Here is a 21287-nt window from a genome sequence, read left to right as displayed (position 1 = left end):
ATCGCATTATTGGAACAAACCACGCAGAGCATGGGGTTCACAGCGCAAATACTGCGGGGAAACCCGGAGGGTTTCGCCCAGTTTGGCGGCGGCATGCCAGGGCCAACGGGGGTCGAACAGCACGCCGCGGGCGAGGGCGATGAAGTCCGCCTGTCCCGTGGCGATAATGGCTTCCGCCTGTTCCGCTTCGGTAATCAGCCCCACCGCGATGGTGGAAATATTGACTGATTCATGGATCTTCGACGCCAGCGGGACCTGATAGTTCGGACCGACGGGGATCTCCTGATCGGGGGATAGGCCGCCGCTGGAGACGTGGATGTAGTCGCAGCCCAGCGCTTCCAGCCGTTTGGACAGCGTCGCCGAGTCGTCCTCGTTCCAGCCGCCGGTGACCCAGTCCGTGGCGGAAATTCTTACGCCGACGGCGATGCATACCGCCTCGCGGACGTCCGCGAAGATGTCCAGCACCAGACGCATCCGATTTTCCAGTGAGCCGCCATACTCATCGTCCCGCTGGTTGGACAGAGGCGACAGGAACTGATGCAACAAATAACCGTGAGCGGCGTGCAGTTCGATCAGATCAAATCCGGCTTTTTCAGCACGCACCGCGGCGGAAACGAAATCCGCCTTGAGCTGTTCAATCTGCTGCGCCGATAACGCCACCGGCCGGCTGCTGTCGGCATAGGCCAGCGCGGAGGGCGCCACCGTTTTCCAGCCGCCTTCGGCGATTGTCACCTCCTGACCCCCTTTCCACGGTTCCGCAGTGGAGGCTTTGCGCCCCGCGTGCGCAAGCTGTATGCCGAGTTTGATCGGCGAGTAGCGTCGAATAGCCTCAACCTGTTTCGCCAGCGCGGTTCCCTGTTCGTCATTCCACAAGCCTAGATCTTTCGCGCTGATGCGGCCTTCGGGCTGAACCGCGGTCGCTTCCAGGATCAGGAGCCCGGCGCCGGATTGCGCGAGGTTGCCGAGGTGCATGGCGTGCCAGTCGGTGGGAAAACCCTGTTCGGCGGAGTATTGGCACATCGGCGCGATCACGATGCGGTTATCGAGCGTCAGCGCTCCCAATTTTGACGGGGTGAAGAGTTGGCTCATACGTTTGCCTTAGCAGTGAGATAAATAACCAGGACGGGATAGATAAGATGAGTATTGAGTGTATGTCAGATTCTTCATCGCGCCAGATTCCCACCCTCTGACAAATGACTGGCGTAAACCTGTGCGGCCGATCGTGGAAACAGGACATGCCATAGCGGGAATTCAGGCAGGAACGGGATAAGTTTCTATACTTACAGTTCGGATTCACCAACAGGAGAGAAAGCATGACCATTCATAAGAAAGGGCAAGCCCACTGGGAAGGCGATATCAAGCAGGGTAAAGGCACGGTGTCTACGGAAAGCGGCGCGTTGAACCAGCAGCCTTACGGTTTCAACACCCGTTTCGAGGGCAAGACCGGCACTAACCCGGAAGAGCTGATCGGCGCCGCCCATTCAGCCTGTTTTTCCATGGCGCTGTCGCTGATGCTGGGTGAAGAGGGCTTTAAGCCGGACAGCATCGATACCACCGCCATCGTATTGTTGGATAAAGCCAACGGCGGATTCGCCATTACCAAAATCGAACTGGACAGCGCGGTGAAAGTCCCGGGTATCGACGCCGACAAGTTCGACGCCATCATCAAAAAAGCGAAAGCCGGCTGCCCGGTGTCCCAGGTTTTAAACGCTGAGATTACGTTGCAGTATAAACTCAACTAATTACCCCCTCGGCGTTGTCCCCGGTACGCACTCCGGGGGCAGTGATCCAACGTTCCCACCTCATATACGAAAACGCCCGATGCAGTGCATCAGGCGCTTTCTCGAAAGGGCATGTCACTAAATGGAGAAGCTTACTATGCTGACATGAGGAATGCCTTAATTTAACATAATATACATTATACGAATCAAGGCAGGATGGGCGGGAACTGGCGTTCCCGGTCCGGTGCTGCCGTTGCCGTGTTGTTGATTCATCCCTTTAAGAAAATCAATTCAACGTAAACTTGGCCACGCCCTGATTCAGTCGCTCGGCCTGTTCTTCCAGCGACATTGCCGATGCCGACGCATCCAGCACCAACGCGGCATTTTGCTGGGTAACGTGATCCATCTCGGAGACGGCCTGCGAAACCTGATTAATGCCGCTGCTTTGCTCATCTGAAGCCAGTGCGATTTCATTCATGATGCTGGTCACGTTGTTGATTTCAGACACAATGTCCTTCATCGCATTGCCGGCGCTGCTGGCCAGTTCCGCGCCCTCTTTTACACAGGTTTCAGAATCCTGAATCAATCGGGTAATGTCGGTCGCGGCATTGGCGCTGCGCTGGGCCAGATTGCGTACCTCTGACGCCACAACGGCGAAGCCTTTACCCTGTTCTCCTGCGCGCGCGGCTTCGACTGCGGCGTTAAGGGCCAGGATATTAGTCTGAAATGCAATGCTGTTGATCAGTGCGATGATTTCGGTGATTTTGTCCGCGCTGCGGGATATTTTGTCCATCGACGCCACCACCCGATCCACAATCTCGCCGCCCTCCGTCGCTTTTTGAGAGGTATTCGCGACCACCGTCCGGGCGTGATGGGCATTGTCGGTATTTTGTTTTACCGTCGCCGTCAACTGCTCCATGCTGGCGGCCGTCTCGGCCAGCGCCGCAGCCTGTTGCTCCGTACGCGCAGACAAGTCGGTATTTCCCACGGCGATTTTACTGGAGCTGCTATAGATAGACGCCGCACTGTCGCGCACCGAATATACCGTGTCATAGAGCGACTGCTGCATTTGCTGGATATTATCGCCCAAAACGCCGATTTCATTGTTGCCGGTCGGGACGTTGGACTGCGTCAGATCCCCCTTCGTGATGGCCTGAATGCGTGAAACCCAGTATCGGGTGGGATTGATGATGATGCGGTGGATTATGCCAAAGGTAATAAATACCAGCACCACGGTTAACAGGAAGGAGGCGCCCATCAGAAGATAACTCAGCCGTGAATGACTTTTGGCCTTTTCGGTGATGACCTTTTCCTTATCGACGCGGTACAGATAAGAGGCTTTCAATGGAATATCATATTGAAAATCCAAGCTATCGACGACATCAGACTCGAAATCATCGATTTGCTGGGACGTGCCCGTCTTAGCCAGATTAAACATCGGCAGGATGCCGTTATCGATATAGTCCTTATATCGGCTTTCCAACTCACGATCGCGCGGCAGTTCTTCCTCTGCACGATTTGCTCGGTTGATATATTCGTTAAACATCTGTTGCGAGAGCGCGAGGCGCACCTCCGCTGCGTTGATGCTGGCGTTGTAACGTTCGGTTTGCCCCTTGTTTCTGCTATTCGCGGCGTGCATCAGGTTCATGCGCGCCGCGCGCATATGGTTGGCGCTGTCGACCAGCGCCATACGGATATTGAGTTCCTGGGTGGATTCAACCAGGGAGCGCTGCCCTTGCCACAAAAAGTAGGACGCCGTGCCGATCGCCATGGCAAAAAGCGCCAGTACCACGGAAAACACAATGACGAAAAGCGGAGTCAACCGTAGATTTTTTCCATGTAACGGCGTATTTTCCTTGCCCGCCATTGTTCTTTCAGCCGGAACTAAAACATTAAGATTATAAGTCATATTATTTTCTCACAATTTTGAATATTGCGTATTCATTCATGAAACTGAAGACCTGCCGAATAATTATCGGCACTCCGGACCAAAAATTGATTTTTTTGATACGCGCGGCAGAGCGTGTCCATTTAAAGACCAATATCTCCTTTTACTTATTTAAATAACTCGTGACGATATACAACAAATATAGAAAACTTGTCATTATCGTTGTAATACGAAACTCGTGACGATTTTTGAGAATCAACGGCATTTTTCCACTATAATGACGTTCCGACCCTAATGCGGAATGAGATTTATGCCCAGACTCACTCAGAAAGACATGACGGAAAGCGAGCAGCGTCAACTCAAAACCTTGCTCGACCAGGCGAGAAAGCAGCACGGCAGGCCGCTGACCAACTCTGAAAACAACCACATCAAGGACAAATTTATAGATGATTTGATGCAGGTCAGAGACACCGCCGCCAAACAAGCCCGCGCAGAAAAGAAGAAAAACAAGTTCAAACCCGATACTTCCGCAACCTATCAATGGTCCGGCAACGCGCATCTCCGTGGTCATCGTTAATTGTTGGGGATTTTCGAAATTTAATACTCCCCAAAGAAATAATATAAAAATAATGATCGTCTTTACCGAGGCGGTCATTATTTCGCCCTCCGCATTTTAAGATAAAATTCCTTGATAAGAACGCCGTCCTGATTTATAAACGTGACGTTGCTCTAACCTGCATTTATCAGGGGGCAATAGTTTTAATGGAATAATTAGTATTGTTAGCTGAACGTTCTGCTCTAAAAAATACTATTACGGATTTCATTTGATTTCTTAATTAATTCATAATGGATGTGAATATGAAAAACAAAACGCTTTTGTTGGCGACTTCATTATTATACCTTTCCTCCTCTGCTTTTAACGCCGCTCAGGCATCATGGAATATCAATAACGTCTGCTCCGGTTATGCGACGGCCACCGGTTCCGGATATTCGGGTGGTGCGCTGCTGCTGGACCCCATCGCGAGCGATATGGAAATCACAGCGTTGAATAGCAATCAGCTGAACTATAACGGCATCAATGCCGCGATGGCGGGCGCCTACCTGAAAGTGACGGGGCCCAAAGGCAGCACCACCGTGTATGTCACCGATATTTATCCCGAAGGCGGCGATTGCGCACTGGATCTTTCCTTTAACGCATTCAAGAAAATCGGCGATCTACAGGACGGGATCATCAATATCTCTTGGCAGCTGGTTGAAGCCCCGGTCACAGGGAATGTCATCTATCGCATTAAAGAAGGCTCAAATCCCTATTGGGCGGCGGTTCAGGTCCGCAATGCCAAATACCCGATTATCGCCATGCAATACATGAAGAATAATAATTGGGTCTCGGCGCCTAAAATGAGTTACAACCATTTCATTCTGGAAAATTTGGGAAACCAGACCACGAAAATTAGATTTACCGACATCAAGGGCCGCCAATTACGGGATGTGCTGCCGCAGATGCCGGAAAGCACGTCGCAAGCCTATATGGTCGTCGGCAACGTACAGCTGCCGTAACAGAGACGTATTGCTAATGCCGCCGTTATCGTAAAATGGCGCGCGAGAGTAATCCGCCAGGGATGGCCGAAAATAGACGTTTTCCGGTCATCCTTATTGATATCGAGACCGCCCTTCGACGGTGGCCGCGTCGCCGCCCCTTCGTTATTTATGGCCCCCCACTTTGCGCACGGCCTAAAATTTGTGAAAAAATAGGCCTCACGCGGTTCTTACATTCCTTTTGATCTGTTTCATTCGTCGGAGATTGTCTGCCTTGGCTGAACTCAGCAATGGTTTACTGGAAGAAATACTGGAAGACGTCCGTCCGCTGATTGGGCAAGGCCACGTTGCGGATTACATCCCCGCCCTTGCCGGCGTCGCGCCGTACCACCTGGGGATCGCGGTTTGCAGCGTTGATGGGTCATGCTATCAGGCAGGCGATGCCGATACGCGTTTCTCTATCCAGTCGATATCGAAGGTGCTCTCTTTGTCCCTGGCCTTGACGCGTTATCAGGACAGCGAGATCTGGCGACGCGTCGGCAAAGACCCATCTGGTCAACCCTTCAACTCGCTGGTGCAGCTAGAGCTGGAGCACGGCAAACCTCGCAACCCGTTTATCAATCCCGGCGCACTCGTCGTGTGCGACATGTTGGAAACCCGCCTCGCCGCCCCGCGGCTGCGGATGCTGGAACTGGTGCGTTCGCTCACCGACCAGCCCGATATCGACTACGATCGCACGGTGGCGCAGTCCGAATTCGAGCATTCCGCGCGCAACGCGGCGATAGCCTGGCTAATGAAATCCTTCGGCAATTTCGATAATGACGTTACCAGCGTGCTGCAAACTTATTTTCACTACTGCTCGCTGTCGATGAGCTGCGCAGAACTCGCGCGCTGCTTTCTTTTCCTCGCCAGTCATGGGCGTTCACAGGGCAGCGCGCCCGCCCTGCTGTCCTCACGTCAGACGCGTCAGGTGAACGCATTGCTTATTACCAGCGGAATGTACGACGGCGCCGGTGAGTTTGCGTGGCGAGTAGGCATGCCCGCCAAGTCAGGCGTCGGTGGGGGCATTGTTGCCATCGTGCCGGGAGAAATGAGTATTTCCGTATGGTCACCGGAGCTGGATGCGTCGGGGAACTCGCTGGCGGGCATTGCAGCGCTGGAGCGGCTGTCAGAACGCCTCGAATGGTCCATTTTCTAGCATCCATGAAGGCCGACGTCGTCGTCTCCTGACGCCCAGGGCCCCATTTTCCATTTAAATTCAGTGAGTTTTGGTGAAAAGCCCGTCCTACGTCACTTATAACCGTAAAGATACGGCCAAATTACTCAGTTTTGCCACGCTGGTCGTTGCCATTGCCCACTCCGCGGAAGAGTATGCGACAGACGGTATTCTTAGCCCTGAACGTCTGGTAAGTCTTGGTCATCGGCGTCGGTGCCTTCAAGCCGAATATGGCGGAAATCGGCCCTTATACGCTGGCGGGAAGCGAGGTCTTTGTAGATGACCCCGAAGGCGCGAAACAAGAAGCGGGCGATTCGCTTCTGGCCGGCGTGGACTGGGCATCCGTTCGTTCGCTGATCGACGCATTACGTGATGCACCGGCTGCCGGGCGCCCATCGTGTACAAAATGGTCGGTGCCGGGGCATGGGATCTGGCGGCGGGCTGCATCGCCCGCGTTACGCTGGGGATCTAAATCCCCGCCCTTTCATTTTGGCGACCGGCAGGGAGATTCGGCTACGGCTCATCGGGTTGCACAAATGGAAATACGCGCATACGCTTAGTGAAGCATGAAAGGCAGCGGTCTCATTCATCATGATGATTTTTCGATAGTTTTATCGCTATTATCGCTGCGTCCTTATACCTACCCGAGTTAACCTGTTAAGCCCCCCAGTCATCATCATCGGAGGTCAAATGCCTGAATGGGTGATATTTACCGATCTGGATGGATCGCTGCTGGACCATGACACTTATCGTTGGGAACCCGCCAAGCCGTGGCTGGCGCGTCTGAGGGCCGCACGGGTGCCGGTCATTATCACCACCAGTAAAACGGCCGCCGAAGTGGCGCCGCTGCAGCATTCTTTGGGCCTGAGCGATACCCCGTTCATCGCCGAAAACGGCGCGTCAGTGACGCTTCCCGCACCCTGGGTAAATCATCCTGATTTCCCTCATAAAGTCTTCAGCGCGAACTACCCTCGTCTCTGCCGGATATTGAACTCTTTGCGGTCGGAACAGTCGTTTAACTTCAGAGGGTTTTCGGATATGACGGACGCCGAGGTGGCCGGTATAACCGGGCTTCCCCAGAGCGATGCGGCGCTTGCGCGACGTCGGCAAGGTTCTGAGCCGTTAATCTGGTTGGGCAATCACAATGAACTGGAACGCTTTGCCGCTTGTCTCAAGCCCTATCAGCTCGCGTTAACGCAGGGCGGACGCTTCTATCATGTTATGGGCGAGTCCGTCAGCAAAGGCCATGCGGTGGAATGGCTGACAAAGCATTATCAACAACGGACCGGATCCGTTATGACCACGCTAGGGCTCGGCGACGGGCCGAATGATCGTTCTCTGTTGGAGGCAACGCAGTATGCGGTCATCATCAAGGGGGCCGTCAGCGATAAGGTGACATTGTCACCAGAGTATCATGGCGAAGTCTACCGCACGGAATCCCCGGGACCTCGGGGCTGGAGCGAGGGTCTCAGCCACTACCTCAGTCAATTCATAACTTATTAATTCTACAATTTATTATTAAGGGAGAGTGAAGGTATGAGCGATTTTTATCAGGATGGCATCATCACCAACTTTCATAATCTGACCCAGCGCGGCGTGGAAGAATTGGAATACGACCTTCAGGTTTTTTCGGGCCAAAACAGCATGGGCCTGATTCTGCCCTCTCTGTTTTCCGAGCTTGAAGGCCCGGCCCTCGGCAACATTGTGGAGATGTTGTCGCAAGTGCCCTATCTGGGAGAAATCGTTATCGGGCTGGATAGAGCCGATCGCGATCAGTACCAGTTTGCCCATGCTTTCTTCTCTCGCCTGCCGCAGCGGCACCGGATTTTATGGAACGACGGTCCACGCCTGACCAAGTTGAGTCAGGAACTGGCTGAAAAGGGTCTGGCGCCGATGGAGCCCGGCAAAGGCCGTAACGTGTGGTTCTGCGTGGGCTACATTCTGGCGTCCAGGCGCTCGTCCTGTATCGCTTTGCATGATTGTGACATTGTCACGTATGATCGCAGTATGCTGGCGCGTCTGCTCTATCCCATCGCCAACCCCCACTTCCACTACGACTTCTGTAAGGGCTATTACGCCCGCGTCGCCGAAGGAAAGCTGAATGGCCGCGTCGGCCGCCTGTTAGTCTTTCCTCTGCTCAAATCACTGCAAAACGTGTATGGCAACTCGGATTTTCTGGAATATATGCGCAGCTTCCGCTACCCCTTGTCCGGCGAGTTCGCCATGCGCAGCCACGTCTTGCGTAACCTTAGGATCCCAAGCGACTGGGGGCTGGAAATCGGCGTTCTGTCGGAAATTCATCGCGGGACGGCGACCAGCCGTATCTGTCAGGTGGATATCGCGGATAACTACGACCATAAACATCAGCCGATCTCGGAAAACGATCCCAACGCCGGACTACAGCGTATGGCGATGGACATCACCAAAGCGCTCTATCGCAAACTGGCGATTCAGGGCGTGAATATCACTACCGACTCCTTCCGCGTGCTGCGCGCGACTTACTATCGCACGGCGCTGGATATGATTGATTCGTTCGAGCATGACGCCCGCATGAACGGTTTGCATTTTGACCGCCATACGGAAGAGTCCGCCGTTGAGCTGTTTGCCGATGTCATCACGCAGTCCGGTCAGGTCTTTAGCGAAAGCCCGGGAGACAAGCCGTTCGTCCCTAGCTGGAACCGCGTGCAATCCGCGTTCCCGGACGTACTGGAACGCCTGTACGAAGCGGTGGAAGCCGACCGACAGGAAATTTCGTCCGAAGAGTGAAACATCAGGTTTAGGGATCTGGCGATAGGTCGGACAGTTTGGCCGCCGCCTTCTCCGTCGCGGCTCGCCGCCGGGCAGCAAACGAGGCCTGGCCTCGACGGACGTCCGCGACCAGTTCAGGCGGCGCGGCGTCGGGAGAACCACTCATAAACGGCGGTTGCGGATCGTACTCTAACTGAAGCTGAATACGCTGAGCCGCTGAAGCGCCGTAAAGCTCTGCTACCACCGTCAGCGCGAAATCAATTCCCGACGTCACACCGGCTCCGCTGATACGGTTACGATCCCGAACGACCCGCTCCGCCACCGGCGTCGCGCCCAGCAGCGTTAGTTGGTCGAGCGATCCCCAATGCGTCGTCGCCCGATAGCCCCGCAGCAACCCCGCCGCGCCCAGAATCAACGAACCGGTGCAGACCGACGTCACCCACGCCACTTCCTGCGCCTTCCGCCGCAAAAATGCCAGCGTCTCCTCATCATCCATCAAGGCCATCTGGCCCGGTCCGCCGGGGACGCAAAGGACATCCAGCGTGGGACACTCCGCGAAGGATGTCGAGGGAAGCAGCTGCAGGCCGCTGTCCGCCGTCACCGGATCGCGACTTTTCCAAATAAGATGAACTTTGGCACCCGGCGCGCGCGCAAACACCTCATACGGGCCCGTCAGGTCAAGCTGGGTCAGTCCGGGGAAAAGCAGTAATCCGATAGACAACGAAGCTGGCGTCGACACGATAAAGTCCTCTCTCGATGTTGAGTGGCAAAAATATAATGCATTGTTATTTGTACTATATATACGATACAAAAAGTATCGTTGCTTAGGACGACACAAATTTTAATGCTTCCTGATAGAGGAACGAGGGGAAACCCTATCGCCAACACTCAGCCTCATACCCGGAGCGTCTGGCGACATGAACGCCGAAAAATCCGAATTCGCCCCTCTTTGTCCTCTGTTTGCAGCCCTGAGTTGAAATATCCCCCCTATCGACCATGATTGAAATGACCATCGCGCAGTAAAGAGGAACTTACATGATTATTTTTATTACTGGAGCCACCGCTGGATTCGGTGAAGCAATAACCCGACGTTTCATCAAGGAAGGCCACCGGGCTATCGCCTGCGGTCGCCGTCAAGAACGTCTGGATGTATTGAAAGAGGAGTTTGGCGACTCGCTGCATACGCTCCGTCTGGACGTGCGCCATCAACGGTCCATCGATCAGGCCATCACATCCTTGCCTGCCGCGTGGCGCAAGATCGACGTGTTGGTGAATAACGCCGGGCTGGCGCTTGGGTTGGAACCTGCGCAGCAGGCCTACGTCAACGACTGGGAAACCATGATCGATACCAACAACAAAGGCCTGGTGTTCGTGACCCGCGCCCTGTTGCCGGAAATGGTGAACAAGAACGCCGGTCACATCATCAACATCGGCTCTACCGCCGGTAACTGGCCTTATGCCGGCGGCAACGTCTACGGCGCGACCAAAGCGTTCGTGCGTCAGTTCAGTCTGGGACTGCGCGCGGACCTTTACGGCAGCCGGGTTCGCGTCACCAATCTGGAGCCGGGGCTGGTGGGCGGCACGGAGTTCTCCGGCATCCGCTTCAAAGGCAACGAAGACAAGGTTCAGCAGACCTACGACAAAACCAACCCGCTGCTGCCGGAAGACGTCGCCGAGGCGGTATTCTGGGTGGCGACGCTGCCGGAGCACGTCGATATCAATACGATGGAAATGATGCCGGTCAGCCAGACCTATGCAGGGCTAAAGGTTTATCGCGACGAGTAGCCGACGATGCGATGAGCGCCGCTCGCTTACTGGCTCACCCCTCCCGCCGGACATCGCTCATCCTTGGGCTTTTCCAACGCCGAAGTTACCTGAACCACCATCACCCTGGCAGGTTCTTTACCCACCGCCCCCGAGATATGGCCGACTTTTTTGCCAAACATCCCGGCATTCTTGTCAAAGCCGAAGGACATTTCTCCCGGCCCCATTTCTACCCGTTTGCCGTCCATCGTCTCAACAAACCAACGCCCCGATAGCGGGATAATCCACTGCGGCGATGGGTTCTTGTGCCAGGGACCGACCCAGCCTACCGGCATAATATTAAAGACATAACGCGACGTGGGCAGATCCTGCTGAGACACCCATTCGGGATCGCCTTTGGCGCTGAACTGTTCGAGCTTGAACGTATCCAACATACACTTCGCCTGATGAGAAATGCCCGCTTTATCGACCCAGACGCTCCAATAAGGGATCATATTGCGGGTATCCGACGCCTGCGCCCGACCCAGGCCCGCGACCAATAGCAAGGGAAAAAGAAGACGTCGGTGACACGTACAGCGCTTTAACATATCTCCCCCTTCATCACGTAGAAGTTGCCGTCCATCATCGTGTAAAACGCACGAGAGGTTTTTCACTAAATGACAGCGCAAGTCGCTGTCGATAAATATCAGTATAGTTTGCAAGGTTATTAACGCAGTCCGATCACGCGCAATTGACGTGAATGGCGGGTCGGTTATAGTTTCGTTGTCATAGACAACGTTATTGTTTTGGCATCACAGCGAGAATCGCGTTGGCACATACCGAATTCAGGGTGAAACATGAACACGAAGTCATACCAATCAGCACTGCGTTTTGTCATTCCGCTGTCACTGTTGTTGGCCGCGGCGAGTGGGCAGTCCGCTCAGGCGCAGACGGATCACATTATTATAGATAACGGCAACAGTACGTTATCCAAGGAAGCAGCCCGTCAGAGCCAGGAACAGTGGAACGAAACCCAGCGACTGCGTAATAAAGTGAATCAGCGAGTCGAGAAAGAGTTTGATAAGACGGCAAACGCGACTGACGGCCGGGAACGTTGCACGACCAGCGCCAACGTCAACGCCTACTGGGAGCCTAATACCTCCCGCTGTCTTGACCGTCGTACCGGCCGCACTGTCATGCCGTAACTTTTCGTCTACGCTTGTAGAGAGTCCCGACCCTTGTCCCGGCATCCAGCCGGGCAATCGTTGGGTTTCTTTGAACAAAGGTGATGAAATGAAAAAAACGATAATGTTAAGTGTCGCGCTTTTTGTGATTACCCCTCTGGCCGCACAGGCATCTTGTGAAAGCGTTCGTGATGCCATCTCACAAAAAATCGTCCAAAACGGCGTACCGGAATCTGGCTTTAAGCTGGACATCGTTCCTAACGATCAGGTAGGTCAAGCGGGCGGACAGGTTGTCGGTCATTGCGAAAACGATTCGCAAAAGATCGTTTACACTCGCTTTTCCGAAGGTGATGCCCCAGCGGCAAATGTTTCGCAATAAAATAGGTTGTGCTTCCACCGCGTCCCGCGAGAGTCAAACTCACGGGACGCGGTTTCCGCTCTGGGGTTATCGCCCCACTGACGCCTCCCCGCCGACCCAGACTTCGACCCGATGCAATGCGCCGTCATCCCGTAGTGGGATCAGACCCTCACTCACGCTTTGACCATCCACCGTCACGCGATCCTCGCGTTCGCCGCGTTTCACGGTAATCACGTATTGGCTGCCGCCTTCCTGATAGCGGATTTCCAACTGCGGCCAGTCGGCCGGGAGATGCGGCGCGACGGACAGGCTATCGCCATGACGGGTGATCCCCAGCAGTGACTCGGTAATGAGCCGATAGAACCAGCCCGCAGAACCGGTATACCAGCTCCAGCCGCCGCGTCCATTGTGGGGATTGACCGCGTAGATGTCAGCACAGATGACGTAAGGCTCCACCTTATAGCGATGCGTCGAAGCCGGCTCCAGACTATGATTGATTGGGTTAATCATCGACATCAGCTCCCAGGCGCGTTCGGTATTGTCCATTTCCGCAAAGGCCATCACCGCCCAAATCGCCCCGTGCGTATACTGTCCTCCATTTTCGCGCACGCCCGGCAGATAGCCGCGAATGTAGCCGGGATTAGGGCCATGACCATCAAACGGAGGCATCAGCAGTTTGATGATACCGGACGCATCGTCGATCAGATGTTCGTCCAGCGCCTTCATAGCTTTCTGTCGATACGCCTCATCGCCCGCGCCGGACAAGACCGACCAGCTTTGAGCAATTGCATCGATTTTGCACTCCTCGGCGGTGTGTGAACCCAGCATCTCGCCGGTATCAAAATAGCCGCGTCGATACCAGTCGCCATCCCAGGCGTGGGTATTCAGATTCTCTTTAAGCATCGCGGCGTTATTCCGATAAAAATCGGCTTTCTCCGTCAGACCGCGCATCTCGGCCAGCGTTGCGTAGCGCTGCAATACGGTATACAGGAAGAAGCCAAGCCAGACACTTTCGCCGCGGCCTTGCAGCCCCACCAGATTCATGCCGTCGTTCCAGTCGCCGCAGCCCATCAATGGCAGGCCGTGCTGCCCCATTCGCAGACCGTTCGCTATCGCGCGTTCACCGTGCTGCCACAGCGTTTCCAACGTAGAACTGATGCCCGGCTGTTCATAGCTCGACTCTTCGCCGGGGTTAAGCACACGCCCTTCAAGATAAGGCACCGGCTGCTCCAGCACATCAATATCGCCGGTCACTTCCACGTAGTGACAAATCGCCAGCGGCAGCCAGAGATAGTCGTCCGAGCAGCGTGTGCGGACGCCGTTCCCCAGCGGCGGATGCCACCAGTGCTGAACATCCCCTTCGATAAACTGACGAGAGGCGCACAGGAGGATCTGCTCACGCATCCGCTCCGGCGCGATATGGGTCAGCGCCAGCGAATCCTGCAGTTGATCGCGGAAGCCGAATGCCCCGCCGGACTGGTAGTAGCCGCTGCGGGCGTTGATACGGCAGGCGAGCGTCTGATAAAGCAGCCAGCCGTTCGCCAGCAGGTTGGTGGCCGGGTCCGGAGTGACGATCTGCATTTTCCCCACGATGCCTTGCCAGTATTGCTGCACGCGTTCCAGCTCGCTACGCGCGCTGGTTTCGCTAAGGTATTGCCGCAACCGTTCTTCCGCCTGCCCGGTGTCCTGCCCGACCCCCAGCGCAAAGATCAGCGTGCGCTGATCGCCGTCGATCAGCTCGAGGGCCGATTGCACCGCGCCGCACGGGTCAAGTCCCGCACCGCTTCTGTCGGAGAGACGCCGCAGTTTCAGCGCCGCAGGTGCCGCGCGTGAACCGTTGCGCCCCAGAAATTCGCGACGATCGCCGCAGATGGAGCAGTGCGCACCGGTCACGGCGAAGAAAGCGGTTCGCTCGGAGCCGTTGCCGCTGTAGTAGTTCTTGGCCAGAATCGCGCACCCACGCTCGACCGGCGTTCCCTGCGTCACAATATGCATGGCGGATTTAGACCGCAGATCGCCCAGCACCCACTCGACATACCCGGTGGCGGACAGCTTACGGGTACGCCCGGATTTGTTGGTCAGCGTCAGGATAAACAGTTTTACCGGCGCTTCTTCAGCGACAAACACCGTCAGTTCGCTGTCGATCCCGGACTCACAATGTTCGAATACGCTGTACCCGAACCCATGCCGCGTGCGGTACGTGCTGCTGCCCCGCACCGGCAGCGCCGTCGGCGACCATATGCGCCCGCTCTCCTCGTCCCGTAAATAAAAGGCTTCCCCGGATGTATCGCTGACCGGGTCGTTCTCCCACGGCGTCAGACGGTATTCATGGGCGTTTTCATACCAGGTATAGGCCTGGCCGCTCTCTGAAATCACCGTTCCGAATAAGGGATTGGCGATCACGTTCGACCACGGCGCCGGCGTGTTTTCGCCTTCGTTCAGTACGATGTGGTACTCGCGGCCGTCCGGCGAAAAGCCGCCGAGGCCGTTGAAGAACTGCAGCTGATTGACCTCCGGGGCGAACGGCGCATGACGGTCCGGCAGCGCAGGAGTGAGAGGAACCAGCGGTTTTTGCAGTGAGAGCGTGTTTTGCATCCGCTGATTAAGTTGTTCAATCACGCTGTCGCCGCGGTCGTCCAGAACGATCGAGGCCGCGCTCATCAGCAACGTGCGATCTTCGTTGGACATGTGGATATCGCCGCGCACGAAGATGCCGCCCGGTTTATCCAACTGGCTGGACGCATCGCCTGCGGAAATCAGGCCCAAAATCTGGTTTTGCAGATCCTGCTGATAACCGCCGAGGTCGGCGTTGATAATGACCAGATCGACCGACAACCCTTTCAGACGCCAGTAGCTGTGAGCCTGAACTAGCGTCGCCACCATCCCGATATTGACGTTGCTGTTGACGGACAGCAGTACGATCGGTAAATCGCCGGAAATCGCATTCCCCCACAGGCCAGACTGGCCGCGACGGTTCGCCATGATAGTCTGCGCATCGGCCCGCAGCTCCTGCGTCGGGAATAGCACGCCGCTCGCCAACCGGTTGAACAGGCTGGCATCGTCTTCGTTGGCATTCAACTGACGCAGGACAATCTGACTGTGGGAACGCGCCAGTTCGAACACGCGGTCCGCAATATTGCGGTCACGGTATTTTTCGAGCAGCGCGACGGTGGGATCGCGCGCTTCGGTAATGCCGTAGACCAGATCGACCACCACCGGGATGCCCGGCTCCAGTTGGATGCGCTGGCGGACCGCCATCACGGGGTCAAGCACCCCGCCTGCGCTGTTAGCGAGCGCACCGTCTCGTTCCAAGGCCAACGGCGTCGCACTATTGCGGCCCCGGCCGATGAAGGCGGCACGGTCGGTTTCAAAGGAGGTCGCCCCGCTGTTATGGCCGTGTACGACCATCGTATGGAATAACCACGGGCACACTTCTTCCGGCTCTCGCGGACGGCGGTGACAGAGAATCGCGTCCTGTTCCGGCAACAGTTCCGTCTGTACGAACAGATTGCTAAAGGCCGGATGCGCGAGATCGTTGGCCAGCGGTGCCAGCACCACTTCGGCATAGGAGGTAATCTCAATGCTACGGGCCTGACGGCCGCGATGAATCAGCGTCATACGGCGCAGTTCAATATCATCCTCCGGCGACACCACCACATGGGTATGCACGGTGAGCGAACCATTGAGGCGGATGAACTCTGCGCCCGCGTCCGTAAATACGATCCTGTGATGCCCTTCCTGCCCGGCCACGGGCTGCCAGGTGTTGCTCCACACTTCGCCGGTAGCCGTATCTTTCAGATAGCAGAACGCTCCCCGGTTATCGCAGGTACTGTCCTGACGCCAACGTGTCAGCGCCAAATCGCGCCAGCGGCTGTAACCGCCGCCGCCCTGCGTCAACATCAGATGGTAATCGGCGTTGGACAGGAGTTGGACTTCCGGGATTGGGCTGTCGACATCTTTAAATTCCCGAATATCGTACTGCGCGGGTTTCAGCACGCCTTCATGGGACTCGAAGTGTCGGCGCGGTCGGTACAGCTCTACCACCTCAGACATCCGCTCCTGCAATAATAGACGCGCAGACTGGAACATCGGAGTACTGGCGAAGCGCTCCACCATGGGCGCATCGAGCAGCACGTGAGACAGCGCCAGCAGCCCCATGCCCTGATGGTGCACCATATATGAGCGAATGATGGCGTAAAACTGGCCTTGCGCCAGACGCGACGTGGTGTAGTCCAGCGCCTCATAGAAGCCGTACTCCCCGCGTGCACCGTTATTCTCCAGCGTCGTCAGGTTTTCGCACGCTTTGGCCGGGTTAATCATCAACGCCAGTAACGTGGCATAAGGCGCGACCACCGTCTCGTCGCCCAGACCGCGCCGCAGCCCCAGGCCGGGTACACCGAACGCGTGATATTGGTAATTGCGGTTGACGTCGAAGGCGTAGTAGCTCGACTCGGAGATGCCCCACGGCACGCCGCGAATTTTCCCCCACGCAATCTGACGATTCACCGCGGACTGGCTCATCAGCTCCAGCAACGTACCGGGATAGTCCGGCATGACCAGCTGTGGCATCAGGTATTCAAACATCGAACCGCTCCACGACATCAGCGCCGGTTCGTTGTCAATCACCGTAAACAGCCGTCCCAACGCATACCAGCTTTTGGTCGGCAACTGGTTGGCGGAGACGGCGACGAAGTTGGTCAGCCGGACCTCCGACGGCAGCAGGTCATAACTGCTGCTGTCCATGACGTTGGCGTCGCAGTTGTAGCCCACGCTGAGCAGATGCGTCACCGGGTTGTAGAGGAAACGGAAATCCATATTGGCATGATCGCTCAGGCGCTGTTCCAGCTCGGACAGAATCGACAGCCGCTGACGCGCCAGTTCAATGGCGGAAGACATGGCGATAGAGTGAGTCGACGTCACCGACGAGGTGTACTGCGCCAACCAGACCAACGACGGGAGCGTGGTGACGGCGCGATCCTCTTCCGTCATCCAGCCCAATAGCTGTGACCACTCCTGACTCATCCCGCTAATCTGCGCATCCAGGCTGTCGGCCCACCGTCGAATGACATGGCTTTCCGCCGCCGCCAGTTCGGCCAACGTATGGCTTACCCCCTGCATTGCCTGTAGCTCGGCGCCGAAACGAAACAGCGGCGCGTCATGCGCGGATGCCCATTGCTTACGCAGCTGATTCAGCGCGCCCGGCGCATGGGTCCAGACGCGTTCCAGCAGCGACAGCGTGTCGTTCAGCCCCGCCAGAATCTGGGTTACATCCATGACCGGCTGCGTGCGCATGGCAATCAACCCCGAACGGAGCGTCAGCAAATGTCCCGCCAGATTCCCGCTGTCGACGCTGGAGATATAGCGTGGCGCCAGCGGCGACAGGGTGTCCGTGCTGTACCAGTTATAGAGATGGCCGCGGAAATGCGCCATTTTGTCGAGCGTATCCAGCGTCAGCGATGTCCGGTTGAGCACGCTGGCCTGACTGACGTAGCCAAAGTCCCATGCCGTCAGATTCGCCAACAGCGACAGGCCAATATTGGTCGGCGAGGTTCGGCGCGCGATGATCGGTCCCGGCTCTTCCTGAAAGTTATCCGGCGGCAGCCAGTTATCGTCTGCCGTAACAAAGGTTTCAAAGAACAGCCAAATCTCGCGGCTATGCTCACGCAGACGCCGACGCTGATCGTCCGTCAGCCCCGGTTTCTTTCGCTGAGGCTCCCGGCTTAGCCAGCACAGCAGACGCGGCGCTAATAGCCACAGCACGCCCAACGGAACGGAAACCACCTGCAGCAGCGGATTGAAGTAGGCCGTCAGCGCCATTAAGAGCACCGCCGCGACCGGATTAGCCCACATCACCAGATAATACTGTTGGGGCGCATTCACGCGGCGCAGCAGATGGTGACCGAGACCGGCATCCAGACTCACCCAGTCTTGCAAATGGCGTTTGCTGATCGCCAGACGCCACAGCGTGACGCCGATAGCCCGCAGCGTATTGACGCTTTCATACGGCAGCGTCGACAGGTTCATTCCGACGCGCATCAACCGCTGCAACGCGGAGTTGAACACGGTTCGTAGATGCTGCGAGAACGTGCGCCGCCGGTTTTTTCTGATCAGTTGATAAATCAACGTCAGCGCCGTAGGCAAGAACAGAACCATGGCGACGGCCGTCAGCCAGTTCTCCGGATTGGGCGCCCAGGTTAATGCGCAAAACAGCACGATCAACAGACTCGGGGAATACAAACTCCGCCGGAGGTTATCCAGCAGCTTCCAGCGGGACAAGCCGCTCAGCGGGTTAGCCACACGCCGTCGGTCTTCCCGCCGCACGTAGAGGCCCAGCCAGTTCAACAGCTGCCAGTCGCCGCGTATCCAACGGGTTCGCCGCGCCATATCGGCCAGATAACAGGTGGGGTACTGTTCATATAACAGGACATCGCTCAACAGCCCGGAACGGGCATAGCACCCTTCCAGCAGATCGTGACTCAGCACCAGATTTCCCGGACAGGTGCCTTCGTTAGCGCGGGTAAACGTGTCGACGTCGTAGATCCCCTTACCGACGAAAGAGCCTTCGCTAAATAGATCCTGATAAATATCAGACGCCATGTAGGAGTAGGGATCGTTACCCGGAATAGCGCTGGACAGCGCCGCGTACCGACTCTGGCCGTAACGGGGGATCTCCTCCGCCAGACGCGGCTGCAAAATGCCGTATCCCGCGACCACGCGCCCTTTATCCGCATCGAAAACAGGCTGGTTTAGAGGATGGGCCATCGCGCCCACCATCTTGTGCGCGGCATCGCGCGGCAACACGGTATCGCTATCCAGCGTGATGACATATTTGATGTCGTCCAGCGTGTGGCTCTGGTTACCGACAACGGTATCGAATTGATTGCTCTGCTGGCGCAGCCAGCGGTTCACGGCCTGAAGCTTGCCGCGCTTACGTTCATAGCCCATCCAGACGCCTTGCTTCTCATTCCACTGCGGATTGCGGTGCAGCAGAAAAAACAGCCCGTCCGCCGGGTTGGAATAGCGCTGATTCAAGCGGTGTATTTGCTGGCTGGCATAGGCCAGCAGCTCGTCCTGCCACGGCTGTGTTTGGGTAGCGGAGTCGGGAAAGTCGGTCAGCAGCGCGAAATAGAGGTTCGGAGAAATGTTGCTGAGATAACACACTTCCAGGCTATTGGTCAGTTTATCGACGCTGGCCCGGCTGCTCAGCAGACACGGCACCACGACCAGCGTCCGGGAATCTGGCGGAATGCCCGTGGAAAAGTCGAGTCTCGGTAGCGGCCTTGGCGTGCGCGTCTGCATAGTTGCGTCGCCCAGCAGATCCAACACCAGTTGGCTAAAAACAATAATGGCGGGGATCGCCATCAGCCACAGCGCCCATCCCATCCCGGTTTCGTGGGTTCTTAATAACAGGTCGGCGCTGAGCGCGGTGGTCAACAAGCTCAGGCTGCCCAGCCACGACAAAAGCGGCTCCTGATTGAACCAATGCCGCAACCGCGTCAGCGGCGGATAATGCACACGAAGCTGCTGTTCCAGGGCGGCACGGCCTTTATCCACGAGATAGTAACCGACGTGGCGCTTGCGCCTCCCTTCCGGCGCCGCTTTCGCCATCGCCAGGACGGCGTCCGCCACCTCGATTTCGCTGTACGGACACCGCCGGGATAGAATTTCAATGGTATGGCGATAGTGATCCCGGGTATCAAAATGCATCTCGGCGTAAATCCCGGCAGGATCCTGCAACAGCCTTTGTTCGACCAGACTCATTGATTCCGCAAAATCCGGCCAGTTCGTTTCGCTCAGTTGCCGCAGGCTGGCGATACTATTGCTGACCGACAGCTGATTAGTCGCCTGCTGCTGATTGAAACGATGGATCATGGCGTCGGTGGTCAATCCTTCCTCGGCCAGCCGTTGCTCCACCCAGGTGAGCGGCAGCGCCAGCATGTTACCGTGACCGCGCAGGCGGCGCACAATTTCAGCCACAAACGCATTGGAACGCGGCGGGTTGGATCGCGCCATATCGGCAATCACGATAATCAGATTGGTAGGGTCGATTTCCGCCCCTTCCAGAAACTTGTCGACCCAGGCATCGGCGAGATTGCGCTCTTGCTGTGCGGTAGCGACCTCCACGCTCACGCGTCTTAGGTTGTCGATAATGGCCAGCCGCAGCATCGCGGGCAACGCCCACAGTTCGCTGAGCGTCAGCGGCGTAATTTCCTGATAAGCAGAGATATAGCGCATCAACGTTTTGGCATCGAAACGTCCGTCTCCGTGGGCGATGGCTTCGGTCGCGATGTCGTAAATCCGCGGCCCATTAAACGGCGCGCCCAGCTGCGGCAGCCCCTTGCCGAAGTTTTTCGGCAAATGCTGAAAAACCGCGCGTATGTGTTCTTCAATCAGGTAGAAGTTATCAAGCAGCCATTCCCCTGCCGGCGTAATCGCCGATTTGTCGCTGGCGTTAAGCACATCACAACTGCGAGTCAATACCACTTCATGCTCCGCCAGGTTTTTCAGCAGAAAATATGGCGCGTTTTCGTGTGTCAATTTGTGGGAATGCGCGAGCTTTCGACCATAGCGCTCCATTTGATCGGCCGAGAACAATTCGGCTTTGATCGTGGTATCAGAATGTTCGCCAGGCTTAGGCGTCGCCCCTTTGGTGGGAAAAGCAGGAAGTTGTTCGGACTTAAACCAAGCAAGGAAATTTTTGTTCACACAACTACTCCTGAGCACGGACGCCAAAGGGCAGCCAATGACGCTGCAGGAAAGAGTTCGCACTTGATAATGGGAATCACTGAATGGCTGAAACCGTCACTTTATGAAGTCACGGCAGGCTACGTGTTAAAAATAGCAAAGTCTGATGCAAATGCTTAACTTTCGACCGGCGGGACAAGAAACCCGA

At 56.2% G+C, this 21287-nt stretch carries 14 protein-coding genes; 9 read left to right on the top strand and 5 right to left on the bottom strand.

Translation table 11 applies throughout. The features are described 5' to 3' along the window. Positions 1–6 precede the first annotated feature (6 nt). Positions 7–1089, bottom strand: coding sequence for an NADH:flavin oxidoreductase/NADH oxidase (locus I6N93_RS07815; RefSeq protein ID WP_085684136.1), 1083 nt, complete (start codon positions 1087–1089; stop codon positions 7–9). Between the two features lie 224 nt (positions 1090–1313). Between I6N93_RS07815 and I6N93_RS07810 the strand changes: the two genes are divergently transcribed. Beyond that, the gene (locus tag I6N93_RS07810; RefSeq protein WP_085684138.1) at positions 1314–1742 is read left to right on the top strand and encodes an OsmC family protein; all 429 of its coding nucleotides are present in this window, start codon (positions 1314–1316) and stop codon (positions 1740–1742) included. Between the two features lie 265 nt (positions 1743–2007). Here I6N93_RS07810 and I6N93_RS07805 read toward each other — a convergent pair whose 3' ends face one another. Continuing rightward, entirely contained in the window at positions 2008–3588 is a 1581-nt protein-coding gene (locus I6N93_RS07805; RefSeq protein WP_407943911.1) for a methyl-accepting chemotaxis protein, read from the bottom strand. Positions 3589–3919: 331 nt separating this feature from the next. Between I6N93_RS07805 and I6N93_RS07800 the strand changes: the two genes are divergently transcribed. The 5 genes from I6N93_RS07800 (at position 3920) to I6N93_RS07780 (ending at position 9127) form a co-directional block, all read left to right on the top strand. Then, positions 3920–4186 (top strand): DUF3811 domain-containing protein, encoded by a 267-nt coding sequence (locus tag I6N93_RS07800; RefSeq protein ID WP_085684142.1) that lies wholly within the window; start codon positions 3920–3922, stop codon positions 4184–4186. A 281-nt stretch (positions 4187–4467) separates the two neighbouring features. Next, complete coding sequence (locus I6N93_RS07795) at positions 4468–5166, top strand: expansin EXLX1 family cellulose-binding protein (protein ID WP_085684495.1); 699 nt, start codon at positions 4468–4470, stop codon at positions 5164–5166. Between the two features lie 253 nt (positions 5167–5419). Then, positions 5420–6343, top strand: a complete 924-nt coding sequence (gene glsB / locus I6N93_RS07790; RefSeq protein ID WP_085684144.1) for a glutaminase B — start codon at positions 5420–5422, stop codon at positions 6341–6343. A 708-nt stretch (positions 6344–7051) separates the two neighbouring features. Beyond that, positions 7052–7864 (top strand): mannosyl-3-phosphoglycerate phosphatase-related protein, encoded by an 813-nt coding sequence (locus tag I6N93_RS07785; RefSeq protein WP_085684148.1) that lies wholly within the window; start codon positions 7052–7054, stop codon positions 7862–7864. A gap of 33 nt (positions 7865–7897) precedes the next feature. After that, positions 7898–9127 carry a glycosyltransferase family protein gene (locus I6N93_RS07780; RefSeq protein WP_085684150.1) on the top strand — a complete coding sequence of 410 codons (1230 nt, stop codon included), beginning with the start codon at positions 7898–7900 and terminating at the stop codon, positions 9125–9127. Between the two features lie 10 nt (positions 9128–9137). On the opposite strand, the gene I6N93_RS07775 is transcribed toward I6N93_RS07780, so the two are convergent. Next, the gene (locus I6N93_RS07775; RefSeq protein WP_085684152.1) at positions 9138–9848 is read right to left on the bottom strand and encodes a DJ-1/PfpI family protein; all 711 of its coding nucleotides are present in this window, start codon (positions 9846–9848) and stop codon (positions 9138–9140) included. 296 nt (positions 9849–10144) lie between these two features. On the opposite strand from I6N93_RS07775, the gene ydfG reads away from it, so the two are divergent. Beyond that, entirely contained in the window at positions 10145–10894 is a 750-nt protein-coding gene (gene ydfG, locus I6N93_RS07770) for a bifunctional NADP-dependent 3-hydroxy acid dehydrogenase/3-hydroxypropionate dehydrogenase YdfG (protein WP_085684154.1), read from the top strand. 26 nt (positions 10895–10920) lie between these two features. Here the strand turns inward: ydfG and I6N93_RS07765 are convergent, their stop codons facing one another. Continuing rightward, positions 10921–11460, bottom strand: a complete 540-nt coding sequence (locus I6N93_RS07765) for a cupin domain-containing protein (protein WP_197669194.1) — start codon at positions 11458–11460, stop codon at positions 10921–10923. A 249-nt stretch (positions 11461–11709) separates the two neighbouring features. Between I6N93_RS07765 and I6N93_RS07760 the strand changes: the two genes are divergently transcribed. Further along, positions 11710–12057, top strand: a complete 348-nt coding sequence (locus tag I6N93_RS07760; RefSeq protein ID WP_085684156.1) for a DUF1283 family protein — start codon at positions 11710–11712, stop codon at positions 12055–12057. A gap of 88 nt (positions 12058–12145) precedes the next feature. Beyond that, positions 12146–12415 carry a DUF1161 domain-containing protein gene (locus I6N93_RS07755; protein ID WP_085684158.1) on the top strand — a complete coding sequence of 90 codons (270 nt, stop codon included), beginning with the start codon at positions 12146–12148 and terminating at the stop codon, positions 12413–12415. 66 nt (positions 12416–12481) lie between these two features. On the opposite strand, the gene I6N93_RS07750 is transcribed toward I6N93_RS07755, so the two are convergent. Beyond that, positions 12482–21100 (bottom strand): GH36-type glycosyl hydrolase domain-containing protein, encoded by an 8619-nt coding sequence (locus tag I6N93_RS07750; RefSeq protein WP_373853793.1) that lies wholly within the window; start codon positions 21098–21100, stop codon positions 12482–12484. Positions 21101–21287: the final 187 nt, after the last annotated feature.

Source organism: Lonsdalea populi (assembly GCF_015999465.1).
Taxonomy (GTDB): Bacteria; Pseudomonadota; Gammaproteobacteria; order Enterobacterales; family Enterobacteriaceae; genus Lonsdalea; species Lonsdalea populi.
The sequence above is the reverse complement of the archived record's forward strand: the minus strand, read 5'-3'. Positions and strand labels throughout refer to the sequence as shown.